Source organism: Tsukamurella hominis (assembly GCF_965137015.1).
Classification (GTDB): Bacteria; Actinomycetota; Actinomycetes; order Mycobacteriales; family Mycobacteriaceae; genus Tsukamurella; species Tsukamurella hominis.
Genome location: NZ_CBCRZG010000020.1, coordinates 24,808 through 41,847, shown reverse-complemented (window position 1 = coordinate 41,847; position 17,040 = coordinate 24,808). Strand labels below are relative to the sequence as shown.

General features: G+C 70.9%; 12 protein-coding genes. 4 read left to right on the top strand and 8 right to left on the bottom strand.

What is annotated here, in order from left to right:
* Positions 1-8: 8 nt before the first annotated feature.
* Positions 9-968 (bottom strand): 1-phosphofructokinase family hexose kinase, encoded by a 960-nt coding sequence (locus ACM9LD_RS20205; RefSeq protein ID WP_415678341.1) that lies wholly within the window; start codon positions 966-968, stop codon positions 9-11.
* Positions 965-1,738 (bottom strand): DeoR/GlpR family DNA-binding transcription regulator, encoded by a 774-nt coding sequence (locus ACM9LD_RS20200; RefSeq protein ID WP_415678340.1) that lies wholly within the window; start codon positions 1,736-1,738, stop codon positions 965-967. The genes ACM9LD_RS20205 and ACM9LD_RS20200 overlap by 4 nt, the downstream gene beginning before the upstream one ends.
* Before the next feature lie 102 nt (positions 1,739-1,840).
* Here ACM9LD_RS20200 and ptsP point away from each other — a divergent pair, with 102 nt between their 5' ends.
* The 3 genes from ptsP to ACM9LD_RS20185 all read left to right on the top strand — a co-directional run bounded on the left by ptsP (position 1,841) and on the right by ACM9LD_RS20185 (position 4,618).
* Positions 1,841-3,523, top strand: coding sequence for a phosphoenolpyruvate--protein phosphotransferase (gene ptsP / locus ACM9LD_RS20195; protein ID WP_415678339.1), 1,683 nt, complete (start codon positions 1,841-1,843; stop codon positions 3,521-3,523).
* 76 nt (positions 3,524-3,599) lie between these two features.
* Complete coding sequence (locus ACM9LD_RS20190; RefSeq protein WP_415678338.1) at positions 3,600-3,968, top strand: VOC family protein; 369 nt, start codon at positions 3,600-3,602, stop codon at positions 3,966-3,968.
* 113 nt (positions 3,969-4,081) lie between these two features.
* Positions 4,082-4,618 (top strand): YceI family protein, encoded by a 537-nt coding sequence (locus ACM9LD_RS20185; RefSeq protein ID WP_415678337.1) that lies wholly within the window; start codon positions 4,082-4,084, stop codon positions 4,616-4,618.
* 59 nt (positions 4,619-4,677) lie between these two features.
* On the opposite strand, the gene ACM9LD_RS20180 is transcribed toward ACM9LD_RS20185, so the two are convergent.
* The 3 genes from ACM9LD_RS20180 to ACM9LD_RS20170 form a co-directional block, all read right to left on the bottom strand.
* Positions 4,678-5,619, bottom strand: coding sequence for an HpcH/HpaI aldolase/citrate lyase family protein (locus tag ACM9LD_RS20180; protein WP_415678336.1), 942 nt, complete (start codon positions 5,617-5,619; stop codon positions 4,678-4,680).
* A 113-nt stretch (positions 5,620-5,732) separates the two neighbouring features.
* Positions 5,733-6,695 carry an alpha/beta hydrolase gene (locus ACM9LD_RS20175; RefSeq protein ID WP_415678335.1) on the bottom strand — a complete coding sequence of 321 codons (963 nt, stop codon included), beginning with the start codon at positions 6,693-6,695 and terminating at the stop codon, positions 5,733-5,735.
* A gap of 301 nt (positions 6,696-6,996) precedes the next feature.
* Entirely contained in the window at positions 6,997-7,974 is a 978-nt protein-coding gene (locus tag ACM9LD_RS20170; RefSeq protein WP_415678334.1) for an alpha/beta hydrolase, read from the bottom strand.
* A gap of 365 nt (positions 7,975-8,339) precedes the next feature.
* Here ACM9LD_RS20170 and ACM9LD_RS20165 point away from each other — a divergent pair, with 365 nt between their 5' ends.
* Positions 8,340-8,825, top strand: coding sequence for a GAF domain-containing protein (locus ACM9LD_RS20165; RefSeq protein ID WP_415678333.1), 486 nt, complete (start codon positions 8,340-8,342; stop codon positions 8,823-8,825).
* Positions 8,826-8,945: 120 nt separating this feature from the next.
* Here ACM9LD_RS20165 and ACM9LD_RS20160 read toward each other — a convergent pair whose 3' ends face one another.
* The 3 genes from ACM9LD_RS20160 to pks13 are packed head-to-tail and all read right to left on the bottom strand — an operon-like array spanning position 8,946 to position 17,004.
* Complete coding sequence (locus ACM9LD_RS20160) at positions 8,946-10,295, bottom strand: FAD-binding oxidoreductase (RefSeq protein WP_415678332.1); 1,350 nt, start codon at positions 10,293-10,295, stop codon at positions 8,946-8,948.
* The gene (locus tag ACM9LD_RS20155) at positions 10,296-11,870 is read right to left on the bottom strand and encodes an acyl-CoA carboxylase subunit beta (RefSeq protein WP_415678331.1); all 1,575 of its coding nucleotides are present in this window, start codon (positions 11,868-11,870) and stop codon (positions 10,296-10,298) included. It lies immediately after the preceding gene.
* Between the two features lie 19 nt (positions 11,871-11,889).
* Positions 11,890-17,004 (bottom strand): polyketide synthase Pks13, encoded by a 5,115-nt coding sequence (gene pks13, locus ACM9LD_RS20150; RefSeq protein WP_415678330.1) that lies wholly within the window; start codon positions 17,002-17,004, stop codon positions 11,890-11,892.
* Positions 17,005-17,040 lie beyond the last annotated feature (36 nt).

Sequence of the window (17,040 nt, the reverse complement as noted above, 5' to 3'; positions counted from 1 at the left end):
TCGAGGGGCTACAGGGCGGTGACCCGCACGTCGGCGACGGCGAGCTCCTCCGGTCGGGGCGCCTGGGTGCCCGGCAGTGCGGCGGCCGCGGCGCCGTAGGCGACCGCGAGGGAAAGGCGCTGTGGCGCATCGGCGCCGCGCGCATGAGCGATGAGGTAGCCGGCGAGGGAACTGTCGCCGGCGCCGACCGTGCTGCGCACCGTGATCGGGGGCGGGGTCGCGGCCCAGGCTCCTTCGGCGGTGACCAGGAGCGCGCCGGCGGCACCGAGCGTGGCGAGGACGGCGGCGCCCGTGGCGCGATGCAACTCGTCGGCGGCGGCGCGGACGGGCTCGAGATCGCCGGAGGCCGCGCGGTTCTCGAAGTCCGCGCCGGCCTCGGGGCCACGGCCCACCAGCTCGGCGAGCTCCTCGGCGTTGGGCTTCAGCAGCGCGACGCCGCGCACCGCGGAGGCGGCGAGCGCCGGGCCGGAGGTGTCGACGGCGATGCGCGGGCCGTCCGGCGCGGCACCGAGGCGCTCGGCGAGACGGGCGTACCAGTCGTCAGGAAGGCCCGGCGGCAGCGAGCCGCACAGGGCGAGCCAGGCGGCACCGTCGGCGGCGGCGACGATCGCGTCCTCGAAGGCCCGCACCGTCTCCGGCGCCAGCGGCGCCCCGGGCGCGTTGAGCTTGGTGGTGGTGCCGCCGGGCTCGGTGACGGTGATGTTGCTGCGGACCTCGTGGCCCACGGGCACCGGGATCGCGGGCACGCCGAGGCGGGAGAGCCCGACGAGCAGCGGATCGCCCTGATCGGCCGGGAGCACGGCGACGGTGCCCTCCCCCGCCGCGTGCACCACGCGGGAGACGTTGACGCCCTTACCCCCGGGGTCGGCGGCCGCGCCCTCGGCGCGGTGCACGGCCCCGCGGCGCAGCGGCCCGCCGAGGACGACGAGCCGGTCCAGGCTGGGGTTGGCGGTGACGGTCACGATCATCGGGCGGCGACCTCGACGTCCACGCCGTGGTCGGCGAGCGCCGTCGCGAGGGCGCCGGTGGGCTCCGCGTCCGTGACCAGGACGTCGACCGCGCTCAGGCCGGCGAAGGCGACCAGGCTCTCGCGCCCGAACTTGGAGGCGTCGGCGACGAGGACCACGACGTCGGCGGCGCGGACCATCGCGGTCTTGACCGCGGCCTCGTCGGCGTCGGGCGTCGAGAGCCCGCGCTCGGCGCCGAGGCCGTTGGCGCCGATGACCGCGACGTCGGCCCGCAGCCCCGCGATCTCGGCGACGGTGCCGGCGCCGACCGCGGCCTGGGTGAGGCCCCGGACGCGGCCGCCGAGCAGCCGCAGTTCGACGGCCTCGCGGGTCGACAGCGCGGCCGCGACGGGCACGGAGTTGGTGATCGCGGTGATGTGCAGGGTGGCCGGGACCTCGCGGGCCGCGGCGATGGTCGTGGTGCCCGCGTCGAACAGGACGGAGCCGCCCGCCGGGGGCAGGAAGCGCCGGGCCGCGGCGCCGATCAGGCGCTTCGCCTCGGCGTTGGTGCCCTCGCGCTCCCCCAGCCCCGATTCGGCGCCGGCCAGGACGCCGGCGGCGACGACGCCGCCGTGCACCCGGCGCACGCCGCCGAGGCGCTCGAGCGCGTCCAGGTCGCGGCGCACCGTCTCCGGGGTCACGTCGAACCGTTCGGCCAGTTCCATGACCGACGCGCGGCCGCGACCACCGACCAGTTCACTGATCGCGCGCTGTCGTTCCTCCGCGTACATGACCCCTCCGAGTTCGTGGGTTTCTGTGGCTATGGTTTTGATTTTTCTGTTTTTACGCCTGTTTGTGTTGACAAGTCAAGAGGATTTCGTAATCTGTGTCACATGACTTCGCAGCAGTCGACCGCGCCCGGCCTCGCCACCCTCACCGGCACCCCCGTCGTGCCCGGCGTCGCCTACGCGCCCGTCATGTGGCCCGGCGCGCGCCCCGAGGTGCCGCCGCCCGTCGACCTGCCCGAGGACGACCGGGACGCCGAGGCCGCCCGGTTCTCCTCCGCGGCGCAGGCCGTCGCCGACCGGCTGCGGGCCCGCGCCGCGCAGGCCCAGGGCGCCGCGGCGGAGGTCCTCGGCGCGAACGCGGGGCTCGCCTCCGACAAGGCGTGGATCGGCACCACCGAGAAGCTGATCCAAGCCGGCACCCCCGCAGCGAACGCCGTCGCCGCCGCGACCGAGCAGTTCGCGGACATGTTCACCAAGCTCGGCGGCCTCATGGCCGAGCGCGTGACCGACCTGCGCGACGTGCGCGATCGCGTCGTCGCCGAGCTCCTCGGCGGCCCCGAGCCCGGCGTGCCGGTGCCGGACGCACCGTCGATCCTGCTGGCTGACGACCTCGCCCCGGCCGACACCGCCGGCCTCGACCCGGCGCTCATCGTCGGCATCGGCACCCGGCTCGGCGGCGCGACCAGCCACACCGCGATCATCGCCCGGCAGCTCGGCATCCCCTACATCGTCGGGCTGACGGGGGCCGGCACCGTCGACGCGGGCACGCCCGTCCTCCTCGACGGCGGCGCGGGCACCGTCACCGTCGACCCGGACGAGGGCGAGGCCAGGACGCGGGTCGCGGAGGCGGCCCGCGAGGCGGCCGAGATCGCGCGGTGGCGCGGACCCGGGCACACGTCCGACGGTGCCGCGGTCGCGATCCTCGCCAACGTGCAGGACGGGGCCACGGCGCGCGGCGCCGCCGAGCGGCAGGTGGAGGGCGTCGGCCTGTTCCGGACCGAGCTGGCCTTCCTCGACCGGGCCGACGAGCCCTCGGTCGACGAGCAGGCCGCGCTGTACCGCGAGGTGATCGACGCCTTCCCCGGGCGGAAGGTCGTGATCCGCACGCTGGACGCGGGCTCGGACAAGCCGCTGAAGTTCGTCGACCACGGCGTGGAGGAGAACCCCGCGCTGGGCGTGCGCGGCATCCGCATCGCGGAGAACGATCCCGGGCTGCTGGACCGGCAGCTGGACGCGATCGCCGCCGCGGCCGAGGGCGCCGCCGCGCAGCCGTGGGTGATGGCGCCGATGATCGCGACCGCCGCGGAGGCGCGGGACTTCGCCGCCAAGTGCCGGGAGCGCGGGCTCACGGCGGGCGTCATGGTGGAGGTCCCGGCCGTCGCGCTGTGCGCCGACGCCGTGCTGGCGGAAGTGGATTTCGTCTCGCTCGGCACCAACGACCTCACCCAGTACGCGATGGCGGCCGACCGGATGAGCACCGAGCTCGCGGCGCTCACCGACCCGTGGCAGCCCGCGGTACTGAAGCTGATCCAGCTCACCGCCCGCGCCGGCGCCGACGCGGACAAGCCGGTGGGCGTCTGCGGCGAGGCCGCGGCCGACCCGCTGCTGGCCTGCGTGCTCGTGGGACTGGGCGTGAACTCGTTGTCGTGCGCGGCGGGCGCCGCCGCGGCCGTGGGCGCCCGGGTCGGCTCGGTGACGCTGCAGCAGTGCCGCTGGGCGGCCGAGGCGGCGGTCGCCGCGACGGATCCGCAGGCGGCCCGGGAGGCGGCGCGCGCCGCATTGGCCTGAAACCTGTCGGTCCCCGGTGCTAGACCTGAGGGCGTCACGGGTGCAGCGGGCGCCCGGCATCGGGCGAGGAGCCGTCATGATCGACCACTTCGGGATCAACTGTGCCGACCTGGACGCCGCGAAGCGGTTCTACGACGGGGTGCTGGCCGTGCTCGGCTCGCGCCGCCTCATGGACTTCGAGGTCGCCGTCGGCTACGGCGTCGACCAGCCCGTCTTCTGGATCTCCGGCGCCGCCGAGGGCGCGTCGAACCGGGAGGCGCACATCGCCTTCGCCGCGCCCGACACGGCCACCGTGGACGAGTTCCACCGGGTCGCCCTCGAGCTCGGCGCGGAATCGCTGCACGCGCCGCGCCTGTGGCCGGAGTACCACCCCGGCTACTACGGCGCCTTCGTTCGGGACGCGGACGGCAACAACGTGGAGGCCGTCTTCCACGGCGCCGCGTAGAACCGGAATTCCGGGGATGTTCAGGGCGGGTTCACCCGACCCGGAATACATCGGACCGCAGTCCGGTTATGCTCGATGAGTCTTGAGAGTTCAATCATCGAAGGAGCATCCCCATGAGCAACGTCCTCCCCGCCGGCACCTACGTCGTCGATCCCGTCCACTCGTCCGTCGAGTTCTCCGTGCGCCACCTGATGGTGAGCAAGGTCAAGGGCCGGTTCGACGAGTTCAGCGGCACGATCACGGTCGCCGAGGACGGCACCGCGTCGCTGTCGGCCGAGGTCGACGTGACCTCCGTGAACACCCGCAACGCGCAGCGCGATGCGCACATCCGCACCGCCGACTTCTTCGACGCCGAGAACCACCCGAAGGCGACCTTCCTCTCGACCGGCGTCGCGGCGAAGGGCTCGGACTACGTGCTCACCGGCGAGCTGACCCTGCGCGGCGTCACCAAGCCCGTCGAGTTCGACCTCGAGTTCCTCGGCACCAACCCCGGCATGGGCCAGGGCGAGGTCGCGGCGTTCGAGGCCAAGACCGTCATCACCCGCCAGGACTTCGGCATCACCATCGACATGCCGCTCGAGACCGGCGGCAAGGTCATCGGCGACAAGATCACCCTGACCCTCGACATCGAGGCCCTGCGCCAGGCCTGATCCACAGCGCGACGCAGCCCCCTCCCGCCGGTGCGCGGGAGGGGGCTGCGTCGTCGGGCTCAGTAGTGGAAGGTGTCCGACGGTGCGGGGGCGTGCTCCCCGTCCAGGCCGTCGGCAACGACGATGCCGTAGGCGCGGGCCAGGTCGAGGATCTTCGTGGCCCGCGCGATGCGCGGGAGGTCCGAGCCGTTGCGGATCTCGCCGCCGTCCCGGTCGAAGTCCGCGAAGAACTCCCGCGACCAGCGGATGTCCTCCGGCGAGGGGCTCAGTCCCTCGTTCACCGGATGGCACTGGTCGGGGGTGAGGCAGATCTTGCCGGTCATGCCGAACTCGGCGGAGACCGCGGTCGCCTCCGTCAGCAGCAGCCCCTTGGACCCGACGGTCGGCCCGTCGATCGCGCCCGGCAGGTGCGCGGCCTTGGCGGCGATGGTGAACCGCGAGCGCGCATAGGCCAGCGTCGTCGGGTCGCCGCCGAAGCCGGTGTCGCGGCGGAAGTCGCCGATGCCGAAGGCCAGGCGGAACGTGCCCTTGGCCGACGCGATCTCGCTGATCCGCTCCAGGCCGCGCGCGGTCTCCACCAGCGCGACGATGAGCGTATCCGGCAGGCGCTTCGCGGTCTCGGTGACGTGGTCCATCGACTCGACCATCGCGAGCATGACGCCGCCGAGGTGCTTCGCCTCCCGCAGGGCCTCGAGGTCGTCCGCCCACCACTGCGTGCCGAAGCCGTTGACGCGGACCCAGCCGTCGTTCGGCGTACCGTCGACCTCCCGGCTGAGCCAGTCGACCACGTTGTTCCGCGCCGCGGTCTTGTCCTTGGGCGCGACGGCGTCCTCGATGTCCAGCACCACGATGTCCGCGCGCGAGCGGGCCGCCGCGTCGAAGCGCTCCGGCTGCGCGGCGTTGACCAGCAGCCAGCTACGCGCGAGCACGGGATCGATGCGGAAACCGAGCGGCTCGTCGGTGTCGGCGGTCGTGGGGGTGAGCGGGGCCGGCGGGGTCATGAGGGCTGCAACCTCGACTCTCTCGTGTGGGTTCGCTGAAAAGCGTACCGATACGCCGGAAGGCCCCGGGCAGTGCCCGGGGCCTTCCTCACGATCTTTCGATCAGCGCGCGATCAGTTGAACCAACCGGTGCGCTGCATCTGCCACACCTGGTCGCTCCAGTAGCCCCAGGTGTGGGTGCCCACCGACGAGAAGTCGTAGTGAGCGCTCACGCCGGCCTTGTCGGCGGCGGCCTTGAAGGCCTCCGACTGCGACTTGGCGAGGATCTCGAGCGGCACGCCCTGAACGATGTCGGCGGGCGACGGGTTCGGGGTGTACTTGCCGGGCTCACCGGTCGAGGCGGTGATCCACAGCTTGGTGCCCTTCAGGCGACCGACCTGGACGGTCGGGTCGTTCTTCGCCCAGTTGGCGTCGAACGGGCCGCCCCACATGTCGAGGACGTTGTAGCCGCCCGCGTCCAGCATGGCGACGCCCACGGCGACCGGCATGCCGGGGGCCGAGGTGTTCAGGAAGCCCGAGAGCGCAGCGGCGCGCTTGTACACGCCGGGGTTGTTCGCGGCGTTGATGAGGGCGGCGCCGCCACCCATCGAGATGCCGACGAGCGAGAGGTTGCTCGAGAAGCCGCGCGACTTGATGTAGTTCGGCAGGCTCGACGCGAGGAAGTTGCCCCAGGTGGCCTTGTAGGTGCCGTTGCCGTGCTTGGAGGTGTTCGCCCAGTTCGTGTAGAAGCTGGCGGTACCGCCGACGGGCATGACGACGTTGATGCCCTTCTGCGACAGGAAGGCGACGTTGGAGTCGCGCTCCCAGCCGGAGACGTCCTGCGTCGCGCGCAGACCGTCGAGCAGAACGACGGTCGGGGCCTTCGCCGGATCGGTCGTGGTGGAGGCCCACGAACGCACCGTGACGGCCGGCATGCCGGCTCCGTCGACCTTCTCGGACTTGAAGCCCTTGGGCGGGTTCTTCGCCGACCCCGGACCCCAGGCGCCGGCGACGCCGGCACCCATACCGGCGAGGGCGGGCACCATGGCCGCGGTGAGAACCGCCGCACCCGCTCGCTTACCCCAGGCTGCTCGCATTGCTGACCTCTCCTTTTTCACGCGGAGTCTCCGCGCAGTTGCTGGTGGACCGGACAGATGGTCGCACTCGACCAGCCATGTCACAGCCGTCACTCTAACATCGTTCGTCACACATGTCACATGTTTCACATCAGTCACATGAGCGACACTCTCCCTGGATCTCATCGAAATCACAGGGTAAGTCGTTACAGACCCTCCCGGTTTCCTCAGGAAAGTCGTCCACCTCACAATACGACAAGCGGCCCCGTTCGTCCGAACGAGGCCGCCAGTCGTGTGATCTGTTCGTGCAATCGCGAAGCGATTACTTCGAGAACCAGCCGGTGCGCTGCATCTGCCACACCTGGTCCTGCCAGTAGCCCCACGTGTGGGTGCCGGCGGGCGGGAAGTCGTAGTGCACCTTGTTCAGGCCGGCGCGCTGCGCCGCACCCTGGAAGGAGCGCGACTGCGACAGCGCGAGCCACTCGAGCGGCACGCCCTGGATGACGTCGGCCGGGCCCGGGTTCGGGGTGTACTTGCCGAAGACGCCGTTGCCGGCCGAGATCCACAGCGGGATGTTCTTCAGGCGGTTCACCTGCACGGTCGGGTCGTTCTTCGCCCAGCGCGAATCGAACGGGCCGCCCCACATGTCGAGGCCGGCGTTGTAGCCGCCCGAATCGAGCGAGGCGATGCCGACGGCGATCGGGACGCCGGGCGCCGAGATGTTGTTCAGGCCGGACAGCGAGGCGGCGCGCTTGTAGTAGCCGTTCGACTCGACCGTGTTGATGATCGCGGCGCTACCGGACATCGACAGACCCACCAGCGAGACGTTGTCGCTGAAGCCGAGGCTGCGGATGTACTGGGGCAGGCTGTTCTTCAGGAACGAGGCCCAGGTGTAACGGTAGGGCTGGCGGTTCGTCGAGGACGGGCCCTGCCAGTCGGTGTACCAGCTCGAGGTGCCGCCGACGGGCGTCACGACATTGATGCCCTTCTGCGACAGGAAGGCCACGTTGGAGTCGCGCTCCCAGCCCGAGACGTCCCAGGTGGCGCGCAGGCCGTCGAGCAGAACGACGGTCGGAGCCTTCTTGGGGTCGGTGGTGGTCGAGGCCCAGCTGCGGACCTTGACGTTCGGCATGCCGGCACCGTTGACGAAGGCCTGCTTGAAGCCCTTCGGCGGGTTCTTGGCGCTGCCGGGGCCCCAGGCGTTCGCGGCGCCCGTGCCGGCGATCGTCAGGGCCGGAATGGCAGCCACGGTGACCGCGGCGGCGGTGGCCTTCTTGGCCCAGCCGTTGCGCATACGCATACGAGACTCTCTTCCTCAGTGTTTCCGCCCGGTGGGCGCGTGCGAACCGCCTACGCGGTACCGGCGGCGCCGGGCCCGTCACTACCACAGGGAGGCCCCGCGGCAGAGCAACGCGAGCGGTTCAGTGCTCGTCAGGCACTGTATGCGAGATCTCAGTTCCTGACAAACTCTTAGTCGGAGCGTCGCGTCACCGTGTTACAACCACCGGTGAAGATCGATGCGGCGGAGCAGGTCAGCGCAGTACATACGGTGTTTTTTCGATCTCGATCACGTCGATGCCGAAGGCCCCGCACTCTCAGCTTCCGCCCAGACTCACGGCGGATACGGGGGTGTCGGCGCACCGTCGGACCCCGTACCGTCAGGGCGTGTCGTTCTCGCTTCCCGACCTCTCCGACTCCCCCGCCGAGCGCTACGCCGAGCTCGCCGCCTACGCCCGCGCGCTCGTCGCCGGCGAAACCGACCGGATCGCCAACGCCGCGAACCTCTCGGCCCTCGTCAAGGCGACGGTGCCCGACCTCAACTGGGTCGGCTTCTACTTCTACGACGGTGCCGAGCTCGTCGTCGGGCCGTTCCAGGGGCTCCCGGCGTGCATCCGCATCCCACTGGACCGGGGCGTCTGCGGCGCGGCCGCGCGCACGCGCGAGACCCAGCGGGTCGACGACGTGCACGCTATTGCCGACCACATCGCCTGCGACGGCGCGACGAACTCCGAGCTCGTGGTGCCGCTGATCCGCGACGGCGAGCTGATCGGCGTCTTCGATCTCGACAGCGAGAAGGTCTCCAGGTTCTCCGACGACGACCAGCGCGGCCTCGAAGCCGTCGCCGCGGTCTTCGTCGACTCGCTGGCCTGATCGACCACCGCGCGGCGGGCATTTCGGGTGCGGGAAGCCATCCGCACCCGAACCGCGCGAGCGCACCCGGTACGCCGGGTGCGACGGGGCGAAACGGGTGCGGGAGCGCAGCGAGCGGACCTAGAAGCCGCGGCCGGGGTTGAGCAGGTTCTTCGGGTCCCAGACGGCCTTGATGCCGCGGTGCAGCTCGAGGACGTCCTCGGAGAGCTCCTCCCCCACCCAGCGGGCCTTCAACACACCGACACCGTGCTCGCCCGTGAGCGTGCCGCCGAGCGCGAGGGCGGCCTGGAAGACCTCGTCGGCGGCGTCCCAGATGGCCTGGGGCACCTCCCGCTCGTCCTTCGGATAGATCAGCGTGGGGTGCAGGTTGCCGTCGCCCGCGTGCGCGCACGTGGGGATGTCGACGTCGTACTTCGCGGAGATCGCCTCGATCCGGGCGAACATCTCGGGCAGCTGCGAGCGGGGCACGCCCACGTCCTCGGAGAAGATGTTGCCGGCGTGCTCGTAGGCGTGGAAGGCGGCGCGGCGCACGGCCAGCAGCTCGGCCGCCTCGACGGGATCGTCGGAGACCACGGTGTAGTGGGCCCCGGCGGCCTCGAACTCGCGGGAGAGGACCGCGGCGTCGGCGGGCGTCGAGCCCTGGCCGATGAGCATCGCCCGGGTCTCGTCCTCGAGGCCGAAGGGGCGCAGCGCCTCCACGCACTCGAGGGTGCGGCGGTCCATGAGCTCCATGAGCGCGGGCACGACGCCCGTGCCGACCACCGCGGCGACGGCGGCCGCCGCGCTCACCACGTCCGGGAACGACGCGGCGACGGTCGTCGGCGGGATCACCGGCGCGGGACGGAGTTTGACGGTGACCTCGGTGACGATGCCGAGCGTGCCCTCGCTGCCGACGAGCAGCTGGGTCAGGTCGTAGCCGGTGACGCCCTTGACGGTGCGCCGACCGGTCGTGATGATCCGGCCGTCGGGCAGCACGACGGTCAGCCCGAGCACGTACTCGCGCGTCACGCCGTACATGACGCAGCGCAGACCGCCGGCATTGGTCGCGACGTTGCCGCCGATGGAACAGATCTCGAACGACGAGGGGTCCGGCGGGTACATCAGCCCGTGCTCGCGGACCGCGCGGTCGAGGTCGGCGTTGAGCACGCCCGCCTCCGCGCGGGCGTACTGATCGGCGACGTTGATCTCGAGCATCGCGTTCATCTTCGCGAGCGAGATGATCACGCAACCCTCGATGGCGCTGGCGCCGCCGGCGAGGCCGCTGCCCGCGCCGCGCGGCACGATCACGACATCGTTGGCGTAGCACCAGGCCGCGGCCGCGGCGACGTCCTCGGTGGTCTCGGCCAGCACCACGGCGAGCGGGACGGCGCCGTGCACCGGCGAGCAGTGATCGACGGCGTAGGCAGCCGTCACGTCCGGGTCGGTGAGCACCGACCCGACGAGCTGCGGAAAGCCCTCCAGCGACGCCATTTACATCGGCATGAGGTAGGTGCGGCGCGGCACGCGCTGCAGCTCCTTGTCGCGCAGCTGCGCGATCGACTTGCGGATCAGCAGCCGGGTCTCCTTCGGCTCGATCACACCGTCGATGTACCCGCGCTCCGCGGCCAGCCACGGCGTCGCCATGAACTGGTTGTAGAAGTCGATGAAGGCCTGCCGGATCGCGGGGCCGTTCTCGCCGGCCTCCTCGATCTCGCGCCGCTTGATGATCGCGGCGGCGCCCTCGGCGCCCATGACGGCCAGGCGCGCCGTCGGCCACGCGAAGACGAAGTCGGCACCCAGCTGCTTGGAGCCCATCACGGCCCACGCGCCGCCGTAGGACTTGCGCAGGATGATGGTGACCTTCGGGACGGCCGCCTCGACGTAGCTGAAGATGAACTTGCCCGACCGGCGGATGGTGCCGATCTTCTCCTCCTCGACGCCGGGCAGGATGCCGGGGACGTCCACGAGGAAGACGAGCGGGATGTTGAAGGAGTTGCACAGGCGCACGAACCGCGCCGCCTTCTCCGAGGCCTGGGTGTCGAGGGTGCCTGCCATGTGCATCGGCTGGTTCGCGACCACGCCGACGGGCTGGCCGTCGACGCGGGCGAAGCCGGTCACGATGTTCGGGGCCCACAGCTCCGCGTACTCGAGGAAGTCGCCGTCGTCGAAGACGCGCAGGATCACGTCGTGGATGTCGTAGCCGGCGGTGTCGGCGTCCGGGATGATCGACTCGAGCGAGAGGTCCGACTCCGTCAGCTCCGGCTCCAGGCCCGGGTTGATCAGCGGCGCACGCTGGTGCACCGAGTCCGGCATGAAGGACAGGTAGCGCTTGACCCAGTCGAAGGCCGCCTGCTCGTCGACCGCGACGTGGTGCAGGTTGCCCCACTGGGCCTGATTGATCGCGCCGCCGAGGTCCTCCGCGGAGGTGGTCTCGCCCGTGGTCGGACGGATCACCTCGGGGCCGGTGACGAACATGTAGGTGTTGTCCTGCACGCCGACGAGCACGTCGGTGTTGGCGGGCGCGTAGACCGCGCCGCCGACGCAGGTGCCGAGGATCATCGAGATCTGCGGGACCTGGCCGCACAGGCCGTCCTGGTGCCGGCCGAGCTCGGCGTACCAGGCGATCGACGTGGCCGCGTCCTGGATACGGGCGCCGCCCGAGTCGTTGATGCCGACCACCGGCAGGCCCGCGGCCGCCGCGAAGTCGTACAGCTTGACCATCTTCCGGCCGAACATCTCGCCGACGGTGCCGGCGCCCACGGTCTGGTCGTGGCTGAAGGCCGCGACCTTGCGGCCGTTGACCAGGCCGTAGCCGATGACGACGCCGTCCTTGATGCGGTCGTCGCCGGGCGACTTCGCGAGCTGGTCCAGCTCGACGAAGGTGCCCTCGTCGAACAGCATGCGCATGCGGGCACGCGCGCTGGGCAGGCCCTTCGCATCGCGCCGCTCCCGCGCCCGCGGGCTGCCCGGGTCCTTCGCCTCCTCGAGGCGGCGGTACAGATCCTCGAGCTTGCCCGCGGTCGTGTTGAGGTCGACCTGGTCCGATACGTCCGTCACGTCTGTCACCCTATCCCCTGCCCGGAGCTCAGCTGGCGCCGTCGGCCCGGTTGAGCTCGTCCGTCATGTGCGCCGCGATCTTGCCGATGTACGGCTCGTCGATGAGCTGCAGGTGGTCGCCGCCGATCTTGACGATCCGCAGGTCCTCGACCACCGGCGCCCAGCCGCCGTCCGGCGCGATGTCCGCGAAGTTCGGCTCCAGTTCGACGGCGCCGTCGTGCATGCGGTCCGCGCGGTACAGCGTGACCGTGCCGCCGAACTTCCCGTAGTCGGCCGGGTTCACCTTGATCAGCATGCGGTTGTCCACGAAGGACGTGCGCTGGTGCTCGATCATCGACGTCGGGATCTTCTTGTCGGACAGCTGCACCAGCTCCATGATGATCCGGAACTGGCCCTCGTCGTCGGCCGCGTTGAGGCGGTCCATGGGCAGCTCGATCTCGTCGCCGATGTCGTAGTTCTTGCGCGCGAACTTCTCCCAGCGCTCCAGGCGGGCCTTCTTCTCGGCGGGCTCGTCGGTGAGCGGCACCTTCGGAGCGACCACGTCGAGCAGGCCGATGTACTCGACCTCCTGGCCCTCGTCCTCGAGCGCGCGCGCCAGCCCGTAGGCGAAGGCGCCGCCGAGGCTCCAGCCCGCGAGCCGGTACGGCCCCTCCGGCTGGATCTCCTTCAGCTTCGGCAGGTACTCGGCGACCCGCTCCTCGATCTCGCCCTCGACGCGCTCGAAGCCGTAGATCGGCAGATCCTCCGGCAGCTTGCGCAGCAGTGCCTCGTAGGCGGTGGTGTTGCCGCCCGCGGGGTGGAAGAGGAAGAGCGGCTTACGATCCGAGCCCTCCGGCTTGCGCAGCGTGCGGACGAAGCCGTCCACCGGGGTCGCCTCGTTCATGACGGCGCCCACGTAGGTGGCCATCTCCTCGATGTTCTTCGAGTCGATGACGTCCTCGATGTCGATCTCGCCGCCGGCGCGCTCCGACAGGCGGGCGGTCAGCTTCTCCGCCACGTCCTCGGCCAGCACGTCGAGCTCGTTGAAGACGCCGCCCGGGGACTTGCCCACGACGATCGCGTAGGTCGCGAAGGTGAGGCGCTCCGCCGCGTCGCGCGGGGGCACGCCGTCGCCGATGGCCTCCGCGACGGCAGCGCCGTCGAGCAGGTCCGGGGTGGCGGTCTCGGTCTTCTCGTCCGACGGTGCCGCGGGCGCGGCCTCGGCGGGCGCAGCCTCGGCAGCGGGGGCCGCGGCGGCGGTCTCGGCCTTCGCCGCGGCCTCCGCCTTGGCGGCCTTCATCATCTCGGCGAGCTGGCCGGCGTCGGCGAGTTCGCCGGTGCCGGACTGGTGCTCGGCGAGCGCGTCCACCTGGTCGCGGTGCTCGACCGCGTACTCGACGAACTGCACCACGTCGTTGAACGAGGCGTCGCGCACCGCCTGGATCTGGATCGGCGGGATGTCGAACTCGTACTCGGTGCGGTTCTTGATGCGCATCGCGATGAGCGAGTCCATGCCGAGGTCGATGAGCGGGATCTCCTTGGGCAGGTCCTCGATCTCGAAGCCCATGATCTCCGCGATGATCAGGCCCAGGCGGTGTTCCACCGTCTCGCCCGTGTCCGGCGACCAGCGCTCGCCGCTGCCCTCGGGCGCGGGAGCCTCGGTCTCGTCGGAGACGGTGATCTCGGGCTCGGCCTCGTCGAGCTCGTCCATCTCCTCCACCGCGGGCGCGGCCCGGGTGATGAGCGGAGCCGCGGCGGTGCCGGAGGCCTCGCCCCCCACGACGACGGCGTCGAGCAGGAGCCGGAAGCCCTTGCCGGTGTTCTCGTGCACCTGGATCGACGCGCCGCCGGGGTGCGGGGTCAGCGTCGTGGTGAGCGTGAGCCCGTCGCGCACCTCGCCGTGCTCGACGGCCGCGGTGACCGCGGCACCGTCGAGCACCTGGACGGCGGCGTTCTTCGCCAGGTCGACCAGCGGGACCTTCGTCCCGTCGCCCAGGGTGAGCGCGCCGGCGTCGAGCTGCCAGACGTGCCGGCCGTCGGGCAGCGCGACGTGGCCGCCGGGGACCATGCCCGAGCCGCCGTCGGGCAGCTTGGTCTGGATCCAGATGTGCTTGCGCTGGAACTTCGTCCGCGGCACCGGCGCGTAGCGGCCGGGACCGAACAGCGCGGCGACGTCCACGTGGTGGCCGCGCGAGAAGACGGTGGCGAGCGCGGTCATGATGGTGCCCGGCTCGTCCTCCTTGCGCTTGAGCGTCTGCACCAGCGCGGCGTCCTGGATGCCGGAGCCGAAGGTGACCGCGGCGACGGAGATCAGTGTGATCGGGTTCGGGGAGAACTCGATGAAGGTGCGGTAGCCGGCCTCGACGGCCTTCTCCACGGCCTGGGTGAACCAGACGCTGTGGCGCAGACCCTTGATCCAGTAGTCCACCTCGTGCACCGGCGCGTGGCCGGCCTTGTAGAACTCGTCCTTGTTCACGGTCGAGTACATCGGGTACTTCAGGGCGTGCGGCTCGATGCCCATGAGCTCGGCCTGCAGCTCGCCGAGCAGCGGATCCATCTGCGAGGTGTGGGAAGCGCCGCGCGTCACCAGCTTCCGCGCCATGAGGCCCTTGGCCTCGGTCTCGGCGACGATCTTGTCGATGACCTTGCCGGGGCCGCCGAGCACGGTGTGCGTGGGCGCCGCGTAGACGCAGATCTCCAGGCCCTCGTAGTCGCCGAGCACGGTCTCGATGTCGGCGGCGCTGTACTCGACGAGCGCCATGAAGCGCTCCATCTCCTCGGGCAGCATCTCCTCGCCCTCGCCCATGAGGCGCGAGCGCTGACAGATCACGCGGACGGCGTCCTCCAGGGAGAGGCCGCCGGTGACCCACGCCGACGTGGCCTCGCCCATCGAATGCGGCAGCACCACACCGGGTTCGATGCCGTAGTGGCGGAACAGGCCGACGAGCGCGACCTGGATCGCGAAGATGCCCACCTGGCCGGTCTCGATGTGGAAGGTCTGCTCGTCGTCGGTGATCATGTCGGCGTAGTCGTTGCCCGACTCGTCGATGATGAGCTCGTTGACCTCGTCGAAGTAGTGCTTGAAGACGGGATCCTCGAGGTAGAGCTGCTTGGCCATCTTGCGGTGATGGCTGCCGAAGCCCGAGAAGATGAACGCGGGGCCGGCCGCGTCGGGCTGGTTCGCGGAGATCACGTTCGGGGCGTTCTTGCCCTCGGCGATCGCGCGGAAGCCCTTGATCGCCTCGTCGAGGTCCTTCGCCATGACAACCGAGCGGACGCGGCCGTGGTTGCGGCTCGCGAGGGTGCGGCCGATCTCGGCGAGCGTGTACTCCTTCGCCTCGTCCGACTCGAGCCACTCGAGGAGCTCGGCGGCGGCGGCCCGTCGGCGCGACGGGACGTAGGCGGTGAGCACGAGCGGCACCGCGGCGCCCTCGACGGTGGCGGGGTGGAAGTCCGGCACCGCATTCGGCGCGGCCTCGTCGGACTCGGTCTCGCCCTCGACGACCTCGGGCGCGACGTACTCCTTGATCACGACGTGCGCGTTGGTGCCGCCGAAGCCGTTGCCGGTGACGCCCGCGAGACGGTTGCCGGAGTACTTGGGCCACTCCGTGTTCCGCGTCGCCATGAGCAGGCGATTGGCCTCGAACTGGATGTAGGGGTTGGGGCTGCTGAAGTTCAGCGAGGCGGGGATCTGCCCGTGCCGCATGCCGAGCAGCACCTTGGCGACGCCCGCGATGCCCGCGGCGGCCTCGAGGTGGCCGAAGTTCGTCTTCGCCGAGCCGAGGAGCAGCGGCTTCTCGGCGTCGCGGCCGCGGCCGAGGACGCGGCCGATCGCGTCGGCCTCGAGCGGGTCGCCCAGGATCGTGCCGGTGCCGTGCGCCTCGAGGTAATCGACGGTGCGCGGGTCGATACCGGCGTCGATGTAGGCGTCGCGCAGGTTGATCACCTGCGCCTCGGGGTTCGGCGCGAAGATGCCGTTGGACTTGCCGTCGGAGGTGACCGCGGAACCCGCGATCACGCCGAGGATGTCGTCGCCGTCGCGCTCGGCGTCGGCCAGGCGCTTGAGCAGCACCACGCCACCGCCCTCGGCGCGGATCATGCCGTTCGCGTCGGCGCTGAAGGCCTTGATCTTACCGTCGGGCGCCTGCGCGCCGAGGCTGTCGAAGCCCAGCGTCGCGGCGGGCACGATGAGCATGTTCACGCCGCCGGCGACGGCCATGTCGGTCTCGCCGTCCCGGAGGCTGCGGATCGCCTGGTGGATCGCGACGAGCGACGACGAGCACGCCGTGTCGACCGCGACCGACGGGCCGTGGAAGTCGTAGAAGTACGAGACGCGGTTGGCGACGATGGAGGTCGACGTGCCGGTCAGCGCGTACGGGTTGGCCTTCGTCGGGTCGGCGACGGCCAGCATCTGGTAGTCGTTGGCGGAGCTGCCCATCCACACGCCCGTGCGGGTGCCCTTCACCGAGCTGGCGGGGATGTTGGCCTGCTCCAGCGCCTCCCAGGTGAGCTCGAGCGCGAGCCGCTGCTGCGGGTCGACCATCTCGACCTCGCGCGGGGTCATCTGGAAGAACTCGGCGTCGAAGGAGGCCACGTCGTCGAGGTAGCCGCCGAAGGTGTTGGCCTCGTCGAGGACCGCCTTCAGGCGCGGGTCCTGCTTGAACTCGAGCCAGCGGTCCTCGGGCAGGTCCGTGGTGCCGTCGCCGCCACCGATGAGGAACTCCCACGTCGACTCGGGGGTCTCGCCGGCCTTGGGGAAGCGAGTCGCGAGGCCGACGACGGCCACGTCGTGCACGCCGCGGTTGTTCTCGAACTCCTCGCCGCGGTCGTACTGCGCCGCCTCGGCCGCGAGGTCGTCATCGGAGACCACCGGGTCACCGTCGATGATGCGCTGGCTGAGCAGGGCGATCGTCGGGTGCTGGAAGGCGACGGTGGCCGTCAGCTGCACGCCGGTGAAGTCCTCGATGTCCGACGCCATCGAGACGGCGTCGCGCGAACCCAGGCCGAACTCGTCGAGCGACTTGTCGTCGGTGATGTTCTCGACGGGCTGCTTGGTCGCATCGGCGATCCACTGCCGCATCCACGCGCGCAGTTCCTCGAGGCTCAGATCCTCGCGGGCCTTGCCGGTCGGGCCTTCATGGGGGGTGTACTCGTTCTCAGCCATGTTGTGTCTACCCTTCGCGTCGAGACCGTGGGTTAC